12 protein-coding genes are annotated in these 15,614 nt (G+C 73.0%); 3 read left to right on the top strand and 9 right to left on the bottom strand.

Annotation, left to right across the window (positions count from 1 at the left end; genetic code table 11):
* Window positions 1-9: 9 nt before the first annotated feature.
* Both cobA and BLS56_RS09615 read right to left on the bottom strand, forming a co-directional pair.
* Window positions 10-1,227: a uroporphyrinogen-III C-methyltransferase gene (cobA, locus tag BLS56_RS09620; RefSeq protein WP_091449697.1), complete on the bottom strand. Its 1,218-nt coding sequence runs from the start codon at window positions 1,225-1,227 to the stop codon at window positions 10-12.
* Between the two features lie 49 nt (window positions 1,228-1,276).
* On the bottom strand, window positions 1,277-1,783 hold the full coding sequence (locus BLS56_RS09615) for a winged helix-turn-helix domain-containing protein (protein WP_175482749.1): 507 nt from the start codon (window positions 1,781-1,783) through the stop codon (window positions 1,277-1,279).
* Between the two features lie 258 nt (window positions 1,784-2,041).
* Here BLS56_RS09615 and BLS56_RS09610 point away from each other — a divergent pair, with 258 nt between their 5' ends.
* Window positions 2,042-5,620: a carboxypeptidase regulatory-like domain-containing protein gene (locus BLS56_RS09610; protein ID WP_175482748.1), complete on the top strand. Its 3,579-nt coding sequence runs from the start codon at window positions 2,042-2,044 to the stop codon at window positions 5,618-5,620.
* Window positions 5,621-5,735: 115 nt separating this feature from the next.
* Window positions 5,736-7,223, top strand: coding sequence for a caspase family protein (locus BLS56_RS09605; RefSeq protein WP_091449603.1), 1,488 nt, complete (start codon window positions 5,736-5,738; stop codon window positions 7,221-7,223).
* A 43-nt stretch (window positions 7,224-7,266) separates the two neighbouring features.
* On the opposite strand, the gene BLS56_RS09600 is transcribed toward BLS56_RS09605, so the two are convergent.
* Window positions 7,267-8,697, bottom strand: coding sequence for a DEAD/DEAH box helicase (locus BLS56_RS09600; protein WP_091449696.1), 1,431 nt, complete (start codon window positions 8,695-8,697; stop codon window positions 7,267-7,269).
* 769 nt (window positions 8,698-9,466) lie between these two features.
* On the opposite strand from BLS56_RS09600, the gene BLS56_RS09595 reads away from it, so the two are divergent.
* Window positions 9,467-9,691: a hypothetical protein gene (locus BLS56_RS09595; RefSeq protein WP_091449602.1), complete on the top strand. Its 225-nt coding sequence runs from the start codon at window positions 9,467-9,469 to the stop codon at window positions 9,689-9,691.
* 24 nt (window positions 9,692-9,715) lie between these two features.
* On the opposite strand, the gene BLS56_RS09590 is transcribed toward BLS56_RS09595, so the two are convergent.
* The 6 genes from BLS56_RS09590 to BLS56_RS09565 all read right to left on the bottom strand — a co-directional run bounded on the left by BLS56_RS09590 (window position 9,716) and on the right by BLS56_RS09565 (window position 15,553).
* Entirely contained in the window at window positions 9,716-10,111 is a 396-nt protein-coding gene (locus BLS56_RS09590; protein ID WP_091449601.1) for a DUF6292 family protein, read from the bottom strand.
* An 88-nt stretch (window positions 10,112-10,199) separates the two neighbouring features.
* On the bottom strand, window positions 10,200-11,111 hold the full coding sequence (locus tag BLS56_RS09585) for a hypothetical protein (protein ID WP_139190581.1): 912 nt from the start codon (window positions 11,109-11,111) through the stop codon (window positions 10,200-10,202).
* Between the two features lie 50 nt (window positions 11,112-11,161).
* Complete coding sequence (locus tag BLS56_RS09580) at window positions 11,162-11,968, bottom strand: alpha/beta hydrolase (RefSeq protein ID WP_175482747.1); 807 nt, start codon at window positions 11,966-11,968, stop codon at window positions 11,162-11,164.
* A gap of 248 nt (window positions 11,969-12,216) precedes the next feature.
* Entirely contained in the window at window positions 12,217-13,041 is an 825-nt protein-coding gene (locus BLS56_RS09575; RefSeq protein ID WP_091449598.1) for a serine protease, read from the bottom strand.
* 227 nt (window positions 13,042-13,268) lie between these two features.
* A complete protein-coding gene (locus BLS56_RS09570; RefSeq protein ID WP_091449597.1) occupies window positions 13,269-14,480 on the bottom strand; it encodes a bifunctional cobalt-precorrin-7 (C(5))-methyltransferase/cobalt-precorrin-6B (C(15))-methyltransferase in 1,212 nt (403 codons plus the stop codon).
* Window positions 14,481-14,518: 38 nt separating this feature from the next.
* The gene (locus BLS56_RS09565; RefSeq protein ID WP_175482746.1) at window positions 14,519-15,553 is read right to left on the bottom strand and encodes a cobalt-precorrin-4/precorrin-4 C(11)-methyltransferase; all 1,035 of its coding nucleotides are present in this window, start codon (window positions 15,551-15,553) and stop codon (window positions 14,519-14,521) included.
* Window positions 15,554-15,614: the final 61 nt, after the last annotated feature.

Below are 15,614 nucleotides of genomic sequence, written 5' to 3'. Positions count from 1 at the left end.
GCCCAGCCCTCAGCCCAGTTCGGCCGCCAGCCCGGCGACCGGGCCGATGATCGTGACCGCGGGCGGGCGGATGCCCTCGGCGGCGACGTCCGCGGCGACCGAGGCCAGCGTGGAACGCAGGACGCGCTGGTTGCGGGTGGTGCCCTCCTGCACGACCGCGACCGGGGTCGCGGCGTCCCGGCCGCCCGCGACGAGGGCCGCGGCGAACTGGTCGAGCTTGTCCACGCCCATCATCAGCACGATCGTCCCGCTCAGTTTGGCCAGCGCCGACCAGTCGGTGAGCGAGGTCGGGTCGTCCGGGCCGACATGCCCGGACACGACGACCACCTCGTGCGCCACGCCCCGGTGCGTCACCGGCACGTCGGCGACCGCGGGCACGGCGAAGGCCGAGGTGATGCCCGGCACCACGGTGACCGGGATCCCGGCCTGGGCGCAGGCGATCAGCTCCTCGAAGCCGCGGCCGAACAGGTACGGGTCGCCGCCCTTGAGCCGCACCACGAACTTGCCCGCCTTGGCGTGCTCGATCAGGGCGTCGTTGATGGCGTCCTGGCTCGCCGAGCGGCCGTAGGGGATCTTCGCCGCGTCGATGACGGTCACGTTCGCGGGCAGCTCGTCGAGCAGTTCGCGCGGGCCGAGGCGGTCGGCGACCACGACGTCGGCGCGGGCCAGCAGCCGCCTGCCGCGCACGGTGATCAGCTCCGGGTCGCCGGGGCCGCCGCCCACCAGCGCCACACCGGGCAGCTCCGGGCCGCGCGCCTGGTCGGCGACCCGGCCCTCGCGCAGCGCGTCGAGCAGCCCGTCGCGGACCGCGGCCGAGCGCTGGTGGTGGCCGCCCGCCAGGACGCCGACCAGCAGGCCCTCGTACTCGCCGCTGGCCGGGGTCACGGCGCTGCCCGCGCTGCCCGCGTCGGCGCGCACGCAGAACACCCGCAGCCGCTCGGCCTCTTCCGCGACGGCGGCGTTGACCTCGGTGACCGAGGTGCAGCACAGCACGTACCAGGCGTCGGCGAGGTCGCCGGACCGGTAGGGCCGCCGGTGCCAGGTGATCTCGCCCGCCTCGGCCATGGCCTGCACGGACGGGGTGACCTCGGGCGAGACGACCTCGATCGACGCGCCGGAGCTGACCAGTCGGGGCAGGCGCCGCTGCGCCACGGTTCCGCCGCCGACCACGACGACGCGGCGGCCCGCGAGATCGAGGCCGACCAGGTAATGCTGCTCTGCTGCCATGGGAGACAGCATGCCGGGTCACCGCCGCCGATCAAGTCAGCGGCGCTCGTCAGTGTGACGGAAGTGGCACCTCGCCGACGGTCAGGCGGTAGCCGACCCCGCGCACCGATTCCACCCGCACCTCGGACGCGACCTCCCGCAACTGGCGGCGCAACCGCTTCACCGCCGACCCGACCGCCTGGGTGTCGCCCACGTACGGCCGCCCCCAGACGTGCGTGGTCAGCTCGGCGAACGACCACACCCGCCCCGGATCGGCGGCGAGGGCGAACAACAGGTCGAACTCGCGGGAGGACAGCGGGACCGCGCCGCCGCGCCAGGTGGCCTCGCGCAGGTCCGCGTCCAGCCGCAGCTTGCCGTGCTCGACCACGCGGTGCGCGGCGGCCCGCGGCGACGGCATCGCGGCCAGAGCGGTGCGCAGCGCACCGGTGTCGGGCAGGTAGAGCACCGCGGCGCGGCCGCCGGTCGCGGCGGCGACGGCGGCCAGTTCGTCCGCGCTGGTCCCGACGCAGAGGATCAGTGGCGGGTCGAACCGCCCGAACACGTCCACGGCATCCACCGAACGCCCACCCCCACCAGATCCGGCGATCGTCATCACTATCCGGAACGTCCGAGATCAGGGTTGGGGCGTTACAAGAACCGGGGCCGACGCAGCGCGAAATCTGTGCCTTGCCCGCCAAAAGCCCCGATACCGCCCGGTGGAACTCCTTCACGCGGCACGCGTGATCCGGCAGCGTCAATGGGAACCGGGAGTCATCGATCGACTACCGAAGGTCACCCGTGCGACACCCTGCCGCGCGAGATCGGAGCAATAGCCTTGCGTCCCCACCTGCCACATCCCCATCGGCGTGCCGCCCGGCAGACCTGGCTCGCCCTGGTCGCCGCCGTGCTCGGCCTGCTGACCACGCTCACCGTTCCGGCCGCGGCAGCACCCCCGGCCGGGGACCCGAACGCCAAGATCGACGTCTCGGTCGCGCGGACCCTCGACACCAAGGGCAGCGGTGACTTCTGGGTCTTGTTCGGCGAACAGGCAGACCTGTCCGGCCCCTCCCGGCTTACCGACTGGGCGGCAAGGGGCCAAGCCGTGCTCGACGCGCTTCGCGCGACCGCCGACCGCAGCCAGGCGGCGGTGCGCGCCGACCTGGACGCGGCGAAGGTTGACTACGAGCCGTACTTCATCGCCAACGCGCTGCGCGTGCACAACGGGACAGAAGAGCTCGCCCAGGCGCTGGCCGCGCGCGGCGAGGTCGCCGCGCTCTTGGCCCCGCAGACCTACCAGCTGCCCACGCCCGCCCCCGGCAAGGAGGAAGCCGAGGTCGACGCGGTGGAGTGGGGGCTCGCGGCGATCGACGCCGACGACGTCTGGTCGGGCTTCGGCGTGCGCGGCGAGGGCGTCGTCGTCGGCAACATCGACTCCGGCGTGCAGTTCGACCACCCGGCGCTGGTCGGCAAGTACCGCGGCAACGCGGGCGGCGGGACGTTCGACCACGCCTACAACTGGTTCGACCCGTCGCGGGTGTGCCCGACCGCGGCGCCCTGCGACAACAACGGCCACGGCACCCACACGATGGGCACGATGGTCGGCGACGACGGCGCGGCCAACCAGATCGGCGTCGCGCCCGGCGCCAGGTGGATCGCGGCCAAGGGCTGCGAGTCCAACAGCTGCTCGGACACCGCGCTGATGGCCGCGGGGCAGTGGATGCTGGCCCCGACCGACGCCGCGGGCGCGAACCCGCGCCCGGACCTGCGCCCGCACGTGGTCAACAACTCCTGGGGCTCGTCCAACGGCTCCGTGGTCGACCCGTGGTACCGGGCGACGGTGACCGCGTGGCGCGCGGCGGGCATGTTCCCGTCCTTCTCCACCGGCAACTCCGGGCCGGGCTGCAACAGCGCGGGCTCGCCGGGCGACAACGCCGAGGCCTACGCCACCGGCGCGTTCGACGTCAACGGCGCCATCGCGTCGTTCTCCAGCCGGGGCCCCGGCGAGAACGGCGACGTGAAGCCGAACCTGGCCGCGCCCGGGGTGAACATCCGCTCGTCGGTCCCCGGGGGCGCGTACGCGCCGAACAACGGCACGTCCATGGCCACACCGCACACCTCGGGCACGGTCGCGCTGATGTGGTCGGCAGCGCCGTCGCTGGTCGGCGACGTGGCGCGTACCGCGGAACTGTTAGACCTGTCCGCGGTCGACGTGGACAACCTGACGTGCGGTGGGACAGTGGCGGACAACCACGTCTTCGGTGAGGGAAAGCTCAACGCGTTGGCCGCCGTGGAGCAGTCCCCGCGCGGCCCGGTGGGCACGCTCAACGGCACCGTCACCGACGTGGTCCTCGGAGTGCCGCTGGCGGGAGCGCGGGTCACGATCACCGGCCCGAACAACCGGACCACCACGACGGGCCTGGAGGGCACGTTCGCCACGACGCTGCCGGTGGGGGACTACAGCGTGGCGGTGGCGGCGTTCGGGTACGGCGGCGCGACGACGTCGGCGACGGTCACCGAGAACACGACCGTCACCAGGGACCTCGCGCTGCGGGCGGTCCCCCGGCACACGGTGACCGGCGTGGTCCGCGATTCGGGGGGCGCGGCGATCCCGAACGCGACCGTGCAGGTGGTGGGGACGCCGGTTCCGCCCGCGCGCACCGGGGCGGACGGGGCGTACACGATCCCGGGCGTGCCTTTGGGCGCTTACCGGATCACCGCGTCGGCGGGCGGGTGCACTGACCCGCAGACGGTAGACCTCACCGTTGACGCGGATAAGACTCTCGGTTTCACCTTGCCCACCCGCCGGGATTCCTTCGGGCACCACTGCGCGGTGGAGACTTCGTCCTATGTGGAGGGTGACACCCCGGTCACGCTGACCGGGGACGACGCGGCGACCGGCATCACCCTGCCGTTCGGGTTCTTCTTCTACGGCCGCACTTACCACTCCGCGTTCGTCACCACCAACGGGCACATCAACTTCCTGGCGCGCAGCACGGCGTTCACCAACGTCGCGCTACCGGCGTTGAACGCCCCGAACGCGGCGATCTACCCGTTCTGGGACGACCTGTTCCTGGACGCGAACAGCCGGGTCTACACCAAGACCACCGGTGTCGCGCCGAACCGGGAGTTCGTCGTGGAGTGGCGCGACGCGACCTTCTACCAGGCCACGTCGACCCGCGTGGACTTCGAGGCAGTGCTGTCGGAGAACGGTGAGATCTCGCTGCGGTATCGCGGACTGGACCCGGCGGTCCCCCGCGAGACCGGCGTCTCGGCGACGGTCGGCATCGAGAACCACACCGGCACGGTGGGGTTGCAGTACTCGCTGAACTCGCCGGTGCTGTCCGACGCCGACTCGGTCCGGTTCAAGCTGCCGCCGAGCGGGCTCGTCGCGGGCGTGGTCACCGACGCCAACGACGGCCTCCCCGTCGAGGACGCCACCGTGCGGGCGCTGCGCGGCGACACCGAGATCGCCCAGGCCACCACGGGCCCGGACGGCGCATACCGGCTGCGACTGCTCGCGGGCGACTACACAATCGAGGTGGCGAAGGAAAACTACGTCGACGCCAGCAAGACAGTGACCGTCACGCAAGACCTGTCCGAGAACGTGGCGCTCAAGACGCCACGGGCGGAGTTGAACACGACAACGCTGACGTTCCTCGGACAGCCCGGCCAACTGAGGACCTCTACTGTCGCGTTGGCGAGCACGAGCGACCTCGCATTGACTTACCAGCTAACGGATAACGCGCCCTGGTTGTGGGCGGTTCCAGGGTCGTCGACGCTGAAACCGGGGCAGCGCCAGAACATCACCGTCCGCGTCGACCCGGTCGGACTGCTGCCGGGCGTGCACGAGGCGGCGGTGACGCTGACGACCAACGCGGGCCGCACACCGACGCTGACAATCCCCGTGCGGCTGGTCGTTCCGGCTTACCGCACCGGCGTTAACGCGGGCGGCGGCGGATTCACCGACCGCGACGCCGACGGATGGTCGACCGACCAGGCTTGGGCTCCGGGCGGATTCGGCTATCTCAGCGGCGGTCCGGTAGTCACTGCCAAGAAGGAGATAACGGGCACTGACGACGACGTCTTGTACCAGTCCCAACGGGAAAGCGCGGGCGGCTACCGGTTCGACGCGTTGCCTGGCGGCACTTACCAGGTCGAGTTGAGCTTCGCGGAGTTGAGGGCGGGTCTTGTTCCCGGCAGGCGCGTCTTCGACGTCTCGCTGAACGGGGCGAAGGTGCTCCCGAACCACGACATCGCCGCCCGCGTCGGCACGATGGCGGCCGACCGGCGCGAGTTCTGGGTGACGGTCCCGGAAGGCGGCTCGATCGCGGTGGAACTGGCCGCGCTGCGCGGCAAACTGCCACCGGTGCTGAACGCGGTGCGCGTCACCCACCGGCCGGACAGAACCGAGTAGCCCCAGAGAACCCGGATGCCCCCTGCGCCTGGCGCGGGGGGCATCCGGCTGTAACAGGTCGTTCCCGGCGCGCGGTACTTCCGGTGTCGCCGTCCGCCTCGACCTCGGGAACCAGATGCGCCGCTTCGACCCCGACCGCTCCCGAGCCGTGCTGATCGGCATCGGCGACTACGCCCGGTTCCCCGCGCTGCCCGCGGTGGCGAACAACCTGGCGGGCATGACCGAGGCGCTGACCTCCCCCGACCTCGGCGGGATGCCGCGCGAGCACTGCGCCGTGCTCGATTCGACCGCTGACGTCCCGGCGATCGGGCGGGCACTCGCCGCGGCGGCGGACGCGGCCGAGGACATGCTGCTGGTCTACTTCGCGGGGCACGGGACGCGCGGAATGAAGCGCGGGGAACTGTTCCTCACCCTCGCAGACACCGACCCGGCGATTCCGGCGTTCACCGCGCTCGACTTCGACTCGGTGCGCGATCTCGTCGTCAAGTCCGCGACGGTGACCGTGGTCATCCTCGACTGCTGCTTCTCCGGCCGTGCGACAGCGCCGTTCATGTCCGGCGAAGAGAGTCTGTTGAGCGAATTGGAAATCGACGGGACGTGCGTGCTTACCGCGTCCCCGGCTAACAAGGTCGCGCTCTCCGGCCCGAAGTACAGCGAGTTCACCGGCGAACTCCTTGCCATCCTGCGGGATGGCATTCCCGGTGGGGACCCGCTGCTGAGCCTGGAGGCGATCTACACGAGCCTGGCCAGGCGCATGGCGGCCCGCGGTTTGCCTACGCCGCAATGGCTGCGCACCGCCACCGCGGACCTGCTGGCGCTCGCGCCCAACCGCGCCCACGCGCCGCTGCCTCCCGAGCGCTGGAACCCGCGACCGCTGCCGAAGACCGCGCGGATCATCGCCCTCGGCTCGGTCGCCGGGGCGCGGCCGGGGCCGGTCACGCCGCATTTCACCCACATGCAGCCCGAGGGCACGCTGGCGGCGATCAAAGAAGCCGAAACCCCCGCCGCACGGGCGCTCTTGGAACAACGGGCCGAAGAGGACGTGCGGAAAGCGGGCGCGGCGCGCTTCGCCGACTTCGTCACCCAGGTCGCGCGCCACTGCCTGGGCGAGAACGTTCCGAAACCGGCGAGATCCGCCGCGCTGATCGCCCAGCACGGCGGATGGGCAGCGCTGACCGAACGCATAGAGTCCGCCAGGGAGATCGCGGATTTCCGCTCGGTCAGCGCTGACATCACATCGTTTGTCGACAAGCACTACCGGGGGTTCCCACAGAAGCCCAAGCTGCGCAACCGGCCGCCGGTGCTGTCGGTGAACCGGTTGTCGTACTGGTGGGGCGGGTTTGACACGTACCTGACCCGAATCGCGGCGTTCTGCGAACCACCGCACCCTGACAGCGAAGACCTCGCCACTCGGCTGCCACTGCTCGCGGAGCCGCTGGCGGCGGCGGACGCGTTGCGCGCGCGAGTCACAGAGCTGTTCCGCCTGCGCAGGCAGGACCCCGAGTTCCGCGACAAAGTCACCTTCGAGATGGCCGCGCTCCACCCGATCGTCGACGAGATCGACGTGACCCTGCGCCGCATGGTGACGGCGGGCCAACTCTGACCCGACGCCGGGGACCTCGGCGCGGAGGTCCCCGGGCAGGAGGTCAGCGGCGCCTGCGGCCCGCGCTGGAGCCCGCGGAGAAGGCGGCTGCGCCGCGCGTGGGCTCGGCCGCGGAAGCAGCGGCGGCGCGCGGAGCGGACGCCGCGGAACCCCGCGGGGCAGCCGCGGCCGTGCGGGACGCGGAGGTGTGCGACGCCGAGGACGTGCGCTTGCCCTCGGCCTTGGCGCCCGCCCGGCCGGTGGACTTGCCGCGGCCCTGGCCGCGCGCCGGGCGCGGCTCGGTGGCCGGGCGGACCGGTGGCGTGACCAGGACGCGCTCGCCCGGGGCCAGTTCGGTCAGCACGGGGTGGCCGGGGCGGGCCTTGGTGGTGATCGGGGTGATGCCCGCCTTGCGGGTCAGGTCGCGCACGTCGGCGACCTGCTCGTCGGTCATCAGGGTGACCACGGTGCCGGACGCGCCCGCGCGGGCCGTGCGGCCGGAGCGGTGCAGGTAGGCCTTGTGCTCGACCGGCGGATCGGCGTGGATGACCAGCGCCACGTCGTCGACGTGGATGCCGCGGGCGGCGATGTCGGTGGCCACCAGGGTCGGGGCGCTGCCGTCGGAGAAGGCGAGCAGGTTGCGGGTGCGAGCCTGTTGCCCGAGGTCGCCGTGCAGTTCCACCGCGCGCACGCCCGCGGCGACCAGCTGCCGGGTGAGCCGGGTGGCGCCGCGGCGGGTGCGGGTGAACACCATGCAGCGGCCAGGGGCCGAGGTCAGGTCGACCAGGACCGGGAGGCGGGCGTCGCCGCCGACGTGCAGGACGTGGTGGGTCATCGCCGCGACCGGCGACTGGGCCGAGTCGACGCTGTGCGTGACCGGGTCGACCAGGTAGCGGCGGACCAGCACATCGATGCCGCCGTCGAGGGTCGCGGAGAACAGCAGGCGCTGGCCGGTGCGCGGGGTCTGGTCGAGCAGGCGGCGGACGACCGGCAGGAAGCCGAGGTCGGCCATGTGGTCGGCCTCGTCCAGGACGGTGGTCTCCACCGCGTCCAGGCGGACGTGGCCGGACTTCATGTGGTCCTCCAGCCTGCCCGGGCAGGCCACGAGCAGGTCGACGCCCGCCTGGAGCGCGGTGACCTGCGGGCCGGGGCGGACACCGCCGAACACCGTGGTGGCGCGCAGGCCCAGGGCCTTGGCCAGCGGCGCTGCCGCGTCGTGGATCTGGGTCGCGAGCTCCCGGGTCGGGGCCAGGATCAGCGCGCGGGGGCGGCCAGGAGCCCGGCGGCCAGCGCCCTGGACCAGCCGGGCGAGCAGCGGGATGAGGAACGCGTAGGTCTTGCCGGAGCCGGTGCGGCCCCGGCCGAGGACGTCGCGCCCGGCGAGCGAGTCGGGCAGGGTCGCGGCCTGGATGGGGAACGGCGCGGTGACCCCGGCCTCGGCGAGCGCGGCGACCAGCGACGCGGGCACCCCGAGTTCGTCGAACGACCTGGCCACGGGCCGCGCGGCCTCGGGCGGTGCGATCGGCGGGGTTTCCCGCCGCTCCGCGGCGCGGCGCGGGGCCTGGCGCTGATCGGTCGTGGACTGCGGGGCCGCGCGTCGCGAAGTCTGGCGCTGCGCGGTCTCGCGCTGCGCGGTCTCGCGCTCCGAGGTCTGGCGCTGTCCGGCGGCGCGCCGCCCGGTCCCGGACCGCGGGGCCTCGCGCCGCGCCGTCTCACGCCGCGCCATCTCACGCTGCGCGGTCTCGCCCCGCGGGGTCGCCGACCGGGTGGTCTCGCGCTGAGCGGTCGATGAGTGCGGGGTCTCGCGCTGGGAAGGCTCGCGGCGCGGGGTGTCCGACCGCGGGGCTACGAACTGGGGGGTGTCGGGCAGGGTCGTGCTGGGGCGGCCAACCGCCATGGGGTGTCTCCGAACGTCACAGGGTCGTCCTGCCCGGCGCGGTACCAGCCGCGGCGCGTGGGTGGTCGACGAGAAACGGGTCCGAGGCAGAACTGAGCGGACCCTCGCGCCACTGATCCTACCCGGTCCGGTCGACCGCGTCCGCGTCCGCGCCCGGTGAGGTACTGTCGTGTGGTCGAGCACACGCAGACGACCGGCAGAGGAGCCGGTCCAGCCCCTCGGCCGAGCCGGGCCCCGCGAGACCGACACGGATGCGCTCCGCCTCCCCAACCACCGTGTCAGCCCGGCCATCCTCCCCCGGTGACGCCTGCCCGAGATGACCCCGGGCGGCCGCCGAACACGCTCTACCCCGAAGGAGTTCCTGACGATGTCGAGCGGAATCCGGCCCCTGTCCGGCGCGGCCAACGAGTTCACCCAGGCCCGCTTGGACGCTCTGGACAACCTGACAACGCAGCGCACCCGTGCCGCCCGCACGGTCGCCGGGCACTCGGTCGACGCCGACGACTGCCGCAACCTGCTCACGATGCTCGGTTTGGACGCCACCGCCGAGGCGTCCGACGCGCGCCCGGTCTACGTCGCCCCGGTGATGTAGACCCCGGTGATGTAGACCCGGGGCTCAGGCGTAGCGGCTGAGCCGCTTGGCGAGCGCCCAGCGGTCGCCCGCGGACTTGACGACGGGCCGGTTCTCTTCGGGGGACCGGCCCGCTCGCGTCCTGGCGACGAACTCGGCGACGGCGTCGGGCGGGGGCACCTGGTCGGGGCCGAAGCGGCCGAGGATCTCCGGCTCGGCCGACGGCGCGTGCTCCACGGCCAGGGTCCAGCCGGTTCGCTCGTCCCAGATCAGCATCAGGTCGTCGCCGCCGTGGCCGGGCAGCGCGACGTAGGCGGTGGCGGTGTCGCTGATCTCACAGGAGACGCCTTCACCGGGCAGCCGCAGCGCGACGGCGACCGCGCGCAGGTACCCCTCCAGACCGCGACGCAGTGCGTGTGTGCTGTCCGATCCGCTGTTCACCCCGCAGACCGTACGCCACGGCGAGCGCCCCGCGTCGTCAACCGCGCGCGGGTGCGGGACAATCCACTGATTAGTCCAGAGTGGACAGTCAGCCTGCCTTGCGCCACAACCCTTCGATGCCCTCGACGCGGGACCGGTGGTCCACGTACAGCAGCGACTGGAGCACCAGCGTCGCGGGTGAGATCAGCGTCCCGGACAGCACAGCGGCCAATGCCTCGGCCAGGGCGCCGCCGCCGCTGATCCGGCCGAAGACGGCGCTGACGATCATGCCGAGCAGGCCGAACACGACCCCGGCCAGCAGCAGGATGCCCAGCACCCGCCACCAGCCGACCGCGGCCACCAGCCTGCGGGAGCGCTCCAGCGCGGCCACCGGGTTGCCGCCCTCGACCACGACGATCGACTGCGCGAAGGTGAACGCGATCACCAGGTAGAACATCGCCGCCACCGCGGGCAGGGCCAGCAGCAGACCGGCCGAGCCACCGGCGAACACCGCGAACACCGCCACCGCGGCGATCGCGCCGAAGACCACGGCCGTGAGCAGGGCGAGCAGGAGCAGGCGCGGCAGCGCGGGCAGCGCGGCGCCCAGCGCGGCCCGCGCCCCGGTGGTGTGGCCGAACACCGCGCGCGGCACCACGACATTGACCACCGCGACCAGCAGCAGGCCCAGCAGGGCCGCGATGACCGCGTGCAGCGCCGCGTCCGCCAGCAGCGGGCGGACCTCGGCCCAGTCCAGGCGCGGGCGGTCGGTGATGGCGCGCGCGTCGGGCACGTCGCCGAAGACCAGCGTGGACACGAACCAGCGCAGCAGCTCCGTCGCGGTGATCACCGCGAAGCCGACGCCGATCAGCGCGGCCGCGTTGCGCCGCAATCCCTGCGCCATGCCCGCGACCAGGTCCGGCAGCGCCAGCGGGCGCAGCGGGACGATGCCGAGCTGCAACGCCTCCGGGGCGTCCAGCGGGGTCATGGGCGTGGTGTCGGGACGCTCTGGCTGCTCGCTCATGTGAATCCCCAGTTCGTCGCGACGGCCGGTCCGCGCGCCGGAGCGTGAGGTTACAGGTAGCCGCCGACGAACTGGAGCGCGTCCGGCAGCGCCCGCCGGAAGTACTGGTCGTTGTGGCCGCCGCGCTCGAACGAGGTCCGGGCGGCTTTCACCCGCTGCGCCAGCGTCTTCGCGTTGCCCAGGTACGCGCGGTCCTCGGTCCCGCACCACACTCCGACTGGCAGATAAGCGAACTCGTTGATGTGGCGCAGCGGATCGAGGCGCTCCCAGTGGGCCCGGTCGGTGAACATCTTGGCCGCGGCTGCGTCCGCCCAGCTGTCGAACAGGATGGGGCTGATCACCGCGACCGCGGTGAACCCGGGCGTCCTGGCCAGGTTGAGCGCGCCCGTGCCGCCCGCGCCGATGCCCACAGTGGAAAACGGGGTCGTGGCGAGCTGGTGGTGGTCGAGCCATTCGGGGAGGTCTTCGTTGAGCATCCGCTGCGGGTCGTCGTTGCGGCCGCCGACCCAGTTGCCGCCCTCTACCGCGACGACGGCGAACGGCGGCACGCCGTCGCGGACGAGCCCGGTGAGGATGTCGGGCACGCCCAGGTCGAGGAAGCTCTTCGCCCCGCCGATGCCGCCGTGCAGCGCGACGCAGACCGGGATCGGCTTCACCGGGACGCCCGCGGGCCGGATGATCACCGCCTCGACCTCGCGGTAGCGCCCGGTCGAGAGATAGAGCTCGGTGGTGACCGGCTGAACCTGCGAGGTGGGAGCCTTGGACTGCAGCAGGTTCTCCGGCCCGCCGCCGGGTGCCGCCGTGGTCTTGCACCCCGCGGCGACACCCGCCCCGAGTCCCAGTCCGCCCAACAGCACCGCCCGACGCGACAGGCGAACAGTTTTCGCAGTATTCACAAGTTCTCCGCTCGTCACGGACCCTGGCGGCGATCTTATGGGGATATAAGAGTCCGTGGGGCGGTCAGCACGAAACCATGCCGCGGTGGACGAACTGTTTCGGTGAAGCTAGATCAACAGCGAACATCGGGTGAACACGACTTGGCGGTTTCTGACCATAAGAAATATGAAATTCGCGGGAAAGTGAGCGAACACATGATCGAGATCGGCTACCGGACCGGCGGCACGGGCTCCTGGCCGACCAGTTGGGCGTCGAGGTCGGCGCTGAACGCGTTCAGCCGGGTGTAGACGCCGGGCTTGCCTGGCCGCGCGCAGCCCTCGCCCCAGGACACCACGCCGATGAGCTTCCCGCCCGCGACGAGCGGGCCGCCGGAGTCGCCCTGGCAGGTGTCGACGCCGCCCTCGGGCAGGCCTGCGCACACCATCGACGCCGGGACGAAGTCCGGCCCGTAGGCGGTGGCGCAGGTGGCGTCGGAGGTCAGCGGGACCGCGGCCTTGCGGAGCGTGTCGGAGGCCGGGCCGCCTTCACTGGTCCGCCCCCAGCCCGCGATCGTGGTGGGGGTTCCCTCGGCGTAGAGGGCTGTGTCGGCGGCGGCCGCCACCGGGATCGGGGTCGCCGGGAGCGGCGTCGAGAGGGTCAGGACCGCCACGTCCGCCTTGACCGCGGGGTTGTCGTACTCGGGGTGGACCCAGATCGAGGCGACCTCGGCGGTGACGCCGCCCGCCGCGGTCAGGTCGGTGCGCCCGGACACGATGGCGAGTTCCCCCGGCTCGGAGCCCTGCACGCAGTGCGCGGCGGTCACGATCTTGGTCGGGGCCGCGATGGAGCCGCCGCAGAACGGGAAGCCGTCCGCTGTGGTCAGCGCGACGATGTAGGGGAAGTCGGCGATGTCGGCAGCCTCGCCGCCGACGACGAAGGGCTGGACCGCGGGCGGGGCCTGGTCCGCCTGGGCCGCGGACACCGTCGCCGCCCCGGCGGCGACGACCGCCGCGGCGATCCCGATCAGACGGGCGAGCCGCCGTGCCTGCGCCATGGGTCTGCTCCTTCGCGCTGGACCCGGGACCAGCCTCCCAGGCGTCGCCTCATGGCTACCCGCGAACCGCGATCGGCCACAACATCCGAAAGAAGTGAGCCGTTCGAGTGAACGACCCACCGAAAACGCCGCCCGACCTGGGGATACCGACCGAATACCGGCCCCCATACTTTCGGGTGGACTTTCCGGCGGGACCCGCGGTCGGGCTGTCCAGAGTGGACGATCCGCTACTTCCGGCTCCCCCACACCAGGAACGTCGAACTCGCCGGGACGACGCCCATGGTGTCCTCGGACAGTTCGACCAGGTTCGACGTGGTCAGGTGGCAGCCGTCGACGGCGTAACCGGCGTCCGCCAGGGTCTTGCGGGTCTGCCCGAGCCGGTCCAGTTCGGGCACCAGCACCACGACCCGCGCCGCGTCGACCTCGGCGCAGGCGCGCACGACGTCCGGGCGGGAGTCGCCGACGAACACCGAGTCCGGCCGAGGCAGGCTCGCCAGCACCGCGGGCGGGTCCCCGTCGGCGAGCCGCACGTCCACGCCGTGCGCGCCCGCGTTGGCCACGATCCGCACGCACAGCCCGGAATCCCGCTCGACGGCGATGACCGCCGCGCCCAGCCGGGCCGCCTCGATGCCCACCGCGCCCGACCCGGCGCACACGTCCCACACCAGCGCCCCCGGGCGCGGGGCGAGCCGGGCCAGCGCGAGCGCGCGCACCTCGGGCGGCACGCCGACGCCTGCCCGGGTGGCGAAAGCGCTTTCCGCCAGCGCCCAACCGTCCTCTGGCGGCACGACCTCGCCGCCCGCGATCCACTGGTCTCGCCCCACGGCGTCCAGGGAAACCAGGCACAGCACCAGATTCGGCTCGCGCCAGCTCCGCCGCTCGGCCTCTGTCACGTCCACAATGGACAGTTTCTCGGCCGGGCCGCCGAGGTCTTCCAGCACCGCGATGTTGCGCCGCCAGCCGTCCAGCTCCCTGGCCAGCTCGGCCGGGCCGGCGTCCGGGCCGGTGAGCACCGCGACCGCCTTGCGGGCCCGGCAGACGTTGACCGCGTGCCGGAAACCGCTGCCCCGCGCGCTGACCACGGTCAGGTCGTCCCACGGGCGCTTGATCATCGCGGCCATCCGCTGCACGTCGGTGACCGAGGGCCAGGTGACCGTCGGCACGCCGCGGGCGCGCAGCGCGCGCAGGCCGCCGAAGTAGCCGGGGTCGCCCTGGATCAGCACCACCGCGGACTCGCCCGCGGTCACCGCCTGGGCCAGGGTGTCCACAGTGGCCTCGCCGAACGCGCTGCCCGCCAGCTCCAGCCGCCGGGCCTCCCCCGCGTACGCGGCCAGCAGCGGGCGCAGCCCCACGACCAGACCCGCGCTGGCCAGGGCTGCCTCAGCGCCCGGGGGCAGCGACTGCCCATCGACACCGATCACGGTCACGCTTGCCGTCATGGGCGATATGAGATCACGACCGCTTCCCGCGCGGCGGATCAGGCCTTCTTGGTGGTCCTGCGGGCCGCAGCGCCGCGCGACGCGCGGGCCGGGTGCTTCTTCGCCGCCGGTTTCGCCGGGGCCCGCTTGGCGGGCTGCTTCGCCTCGGCGACCGGCTCGGCGGCGGGCCTGGCCTGCTCCCCGGTGTCGGCCGAGACAGCCTCGGCGGCTTCGGTCTCGGCGGCGTCTTCGATTCCGGCGGCGTCGGTGTCTTCTGAGTCGTCGGGCTCCGGCTCGGCCGCGCGCCTCGCCCAGGGCCGGCGGCCCTCCCCGCCGGACGAGCGCCAGCTGCGGGAGGTCCACCGCTGGGCCGCGGCCTGCTCCGGGTCGCGCGGGGCGTACCCGGCGCGCGGCTTGGCCTGGCGCAGCGCGTCGCCGACGAGGAACAGCGCGTGCCGCCACAGGTTCGCGCGCTTGACCTCGGCCACCAGCTCGCCGAGCGTGGTGCGCAGCACGGTCTCGTCCGGCCAGGTCACCTTGTGGGCGACCACGACCGGGACCTCCGGGTCGAGTCCGGCCGCGGTCAGCGCCTCGACCAGCTCGGCGGCCCGCGCGGCCGGGGCCTGCACCGCGATGGTGCGGCTCTCCGCGGCCACCTCGCGGACCCGCTCGAAGTCCGCGTCCGTGCCGGTGACCACCAGCGTGTCCGGGCCGCCCGCCTCGACCAGGCCGTTGCCGGTGGCCGCGGCGGCCGCCGACACCGGGGACACCCCGGGAACCACCTCGACGTCGAGGCCGAGCCGGGCGCAGGTCTCGCGCTGCTCGCGCAGCTCCGGGCTCAGCGCGGGGTCGCCCGCGACCAGCCGCACCGCCTTGTGGCGCCTGCTCGCCAGCCTGCGGTAGAGCTCCAGCAGCTCGTCCGGCTCGACCCGGCCCAGGTCGACCAGCTCGGCGTCGGCTCTGGTGTGCTCGCGCAGCCAGGTGGCGTCGGTGATGCTCGGCGCGTACAGCACGAGGTCGGCTTCGGCGATCCGGCTCGCCCCGCGCAGGGTGATGAGGTCGGCCGCACCAGGTCCAGCTCCCACGAAACTCACGGCGCCACGCATACGACGACCGTATCGTCAGTCACGTTGGCGACCCGGACCTGGGCGGGTC

This window comes from Actinokineospora iranica (assembly GCF_900101685.1).
Taxonomy (GTDB): domain Bacteria; phylum Actinomycetota; class Actinomycetes; order Mycobacteriales; family Pseudonocardiaceae; genus Actinokineospora; species Actinokineospora iranica.
Note: the sequence above shows the minus strand (reverse complement) of the source record. Positions and strands in the feature narration are given on the sequence as shown.

What these genes read in the sequence shown, in the direction of transcription:
- BLS56_RS09570 (WP_091449597.1), bottom strand. Translation starts at nt 14,480, where the DNA reads ATGACGGCAAGCGTGACCGTGATCGGTGTCGATGGGCAGTCGCTGCCC.
- BLS56_RS09575 (WP_091449598.1), bottom strand. Translation starts at nt 13,041, where the DNA reads ATGGCGCAGGCACGGCGGCTCGCCCGTCTGATCGGGATCGCCGCGGCG.
- BLS56_RS09585 (WP_139190581.1), bottom strand. Translation starts at nt 11,111, where the DNA reads ATGAGCGAGCAGCCAGAGCGTCCCGACACCACGCCCATGACCCCGCTG.
- BLS56_RS09605 (WP_091449603.1), top strand. Translation starts at nt 5,736, where the DNA reads ATGCGCCGCTTCGACCCCGACCGCTCCCGAGCCGTGCTGATCGGCATC.
- cobA (WP_091449697.1), bottom strand. Translation starts at nt 1,227, where the DNA reads ATGGCAGCAGAGCAGCATTACCTGGTCGGCCTCGATCTCGCGGGCCGC.
- BLS56_RS09595 (WP_091449602.1), top strand. Translation starts at nt 9,467, where the DNA reads ATGTCGAGCGGAATCCGGCCCCTGTCCGGCGCGGCCAACGAGTTCACC.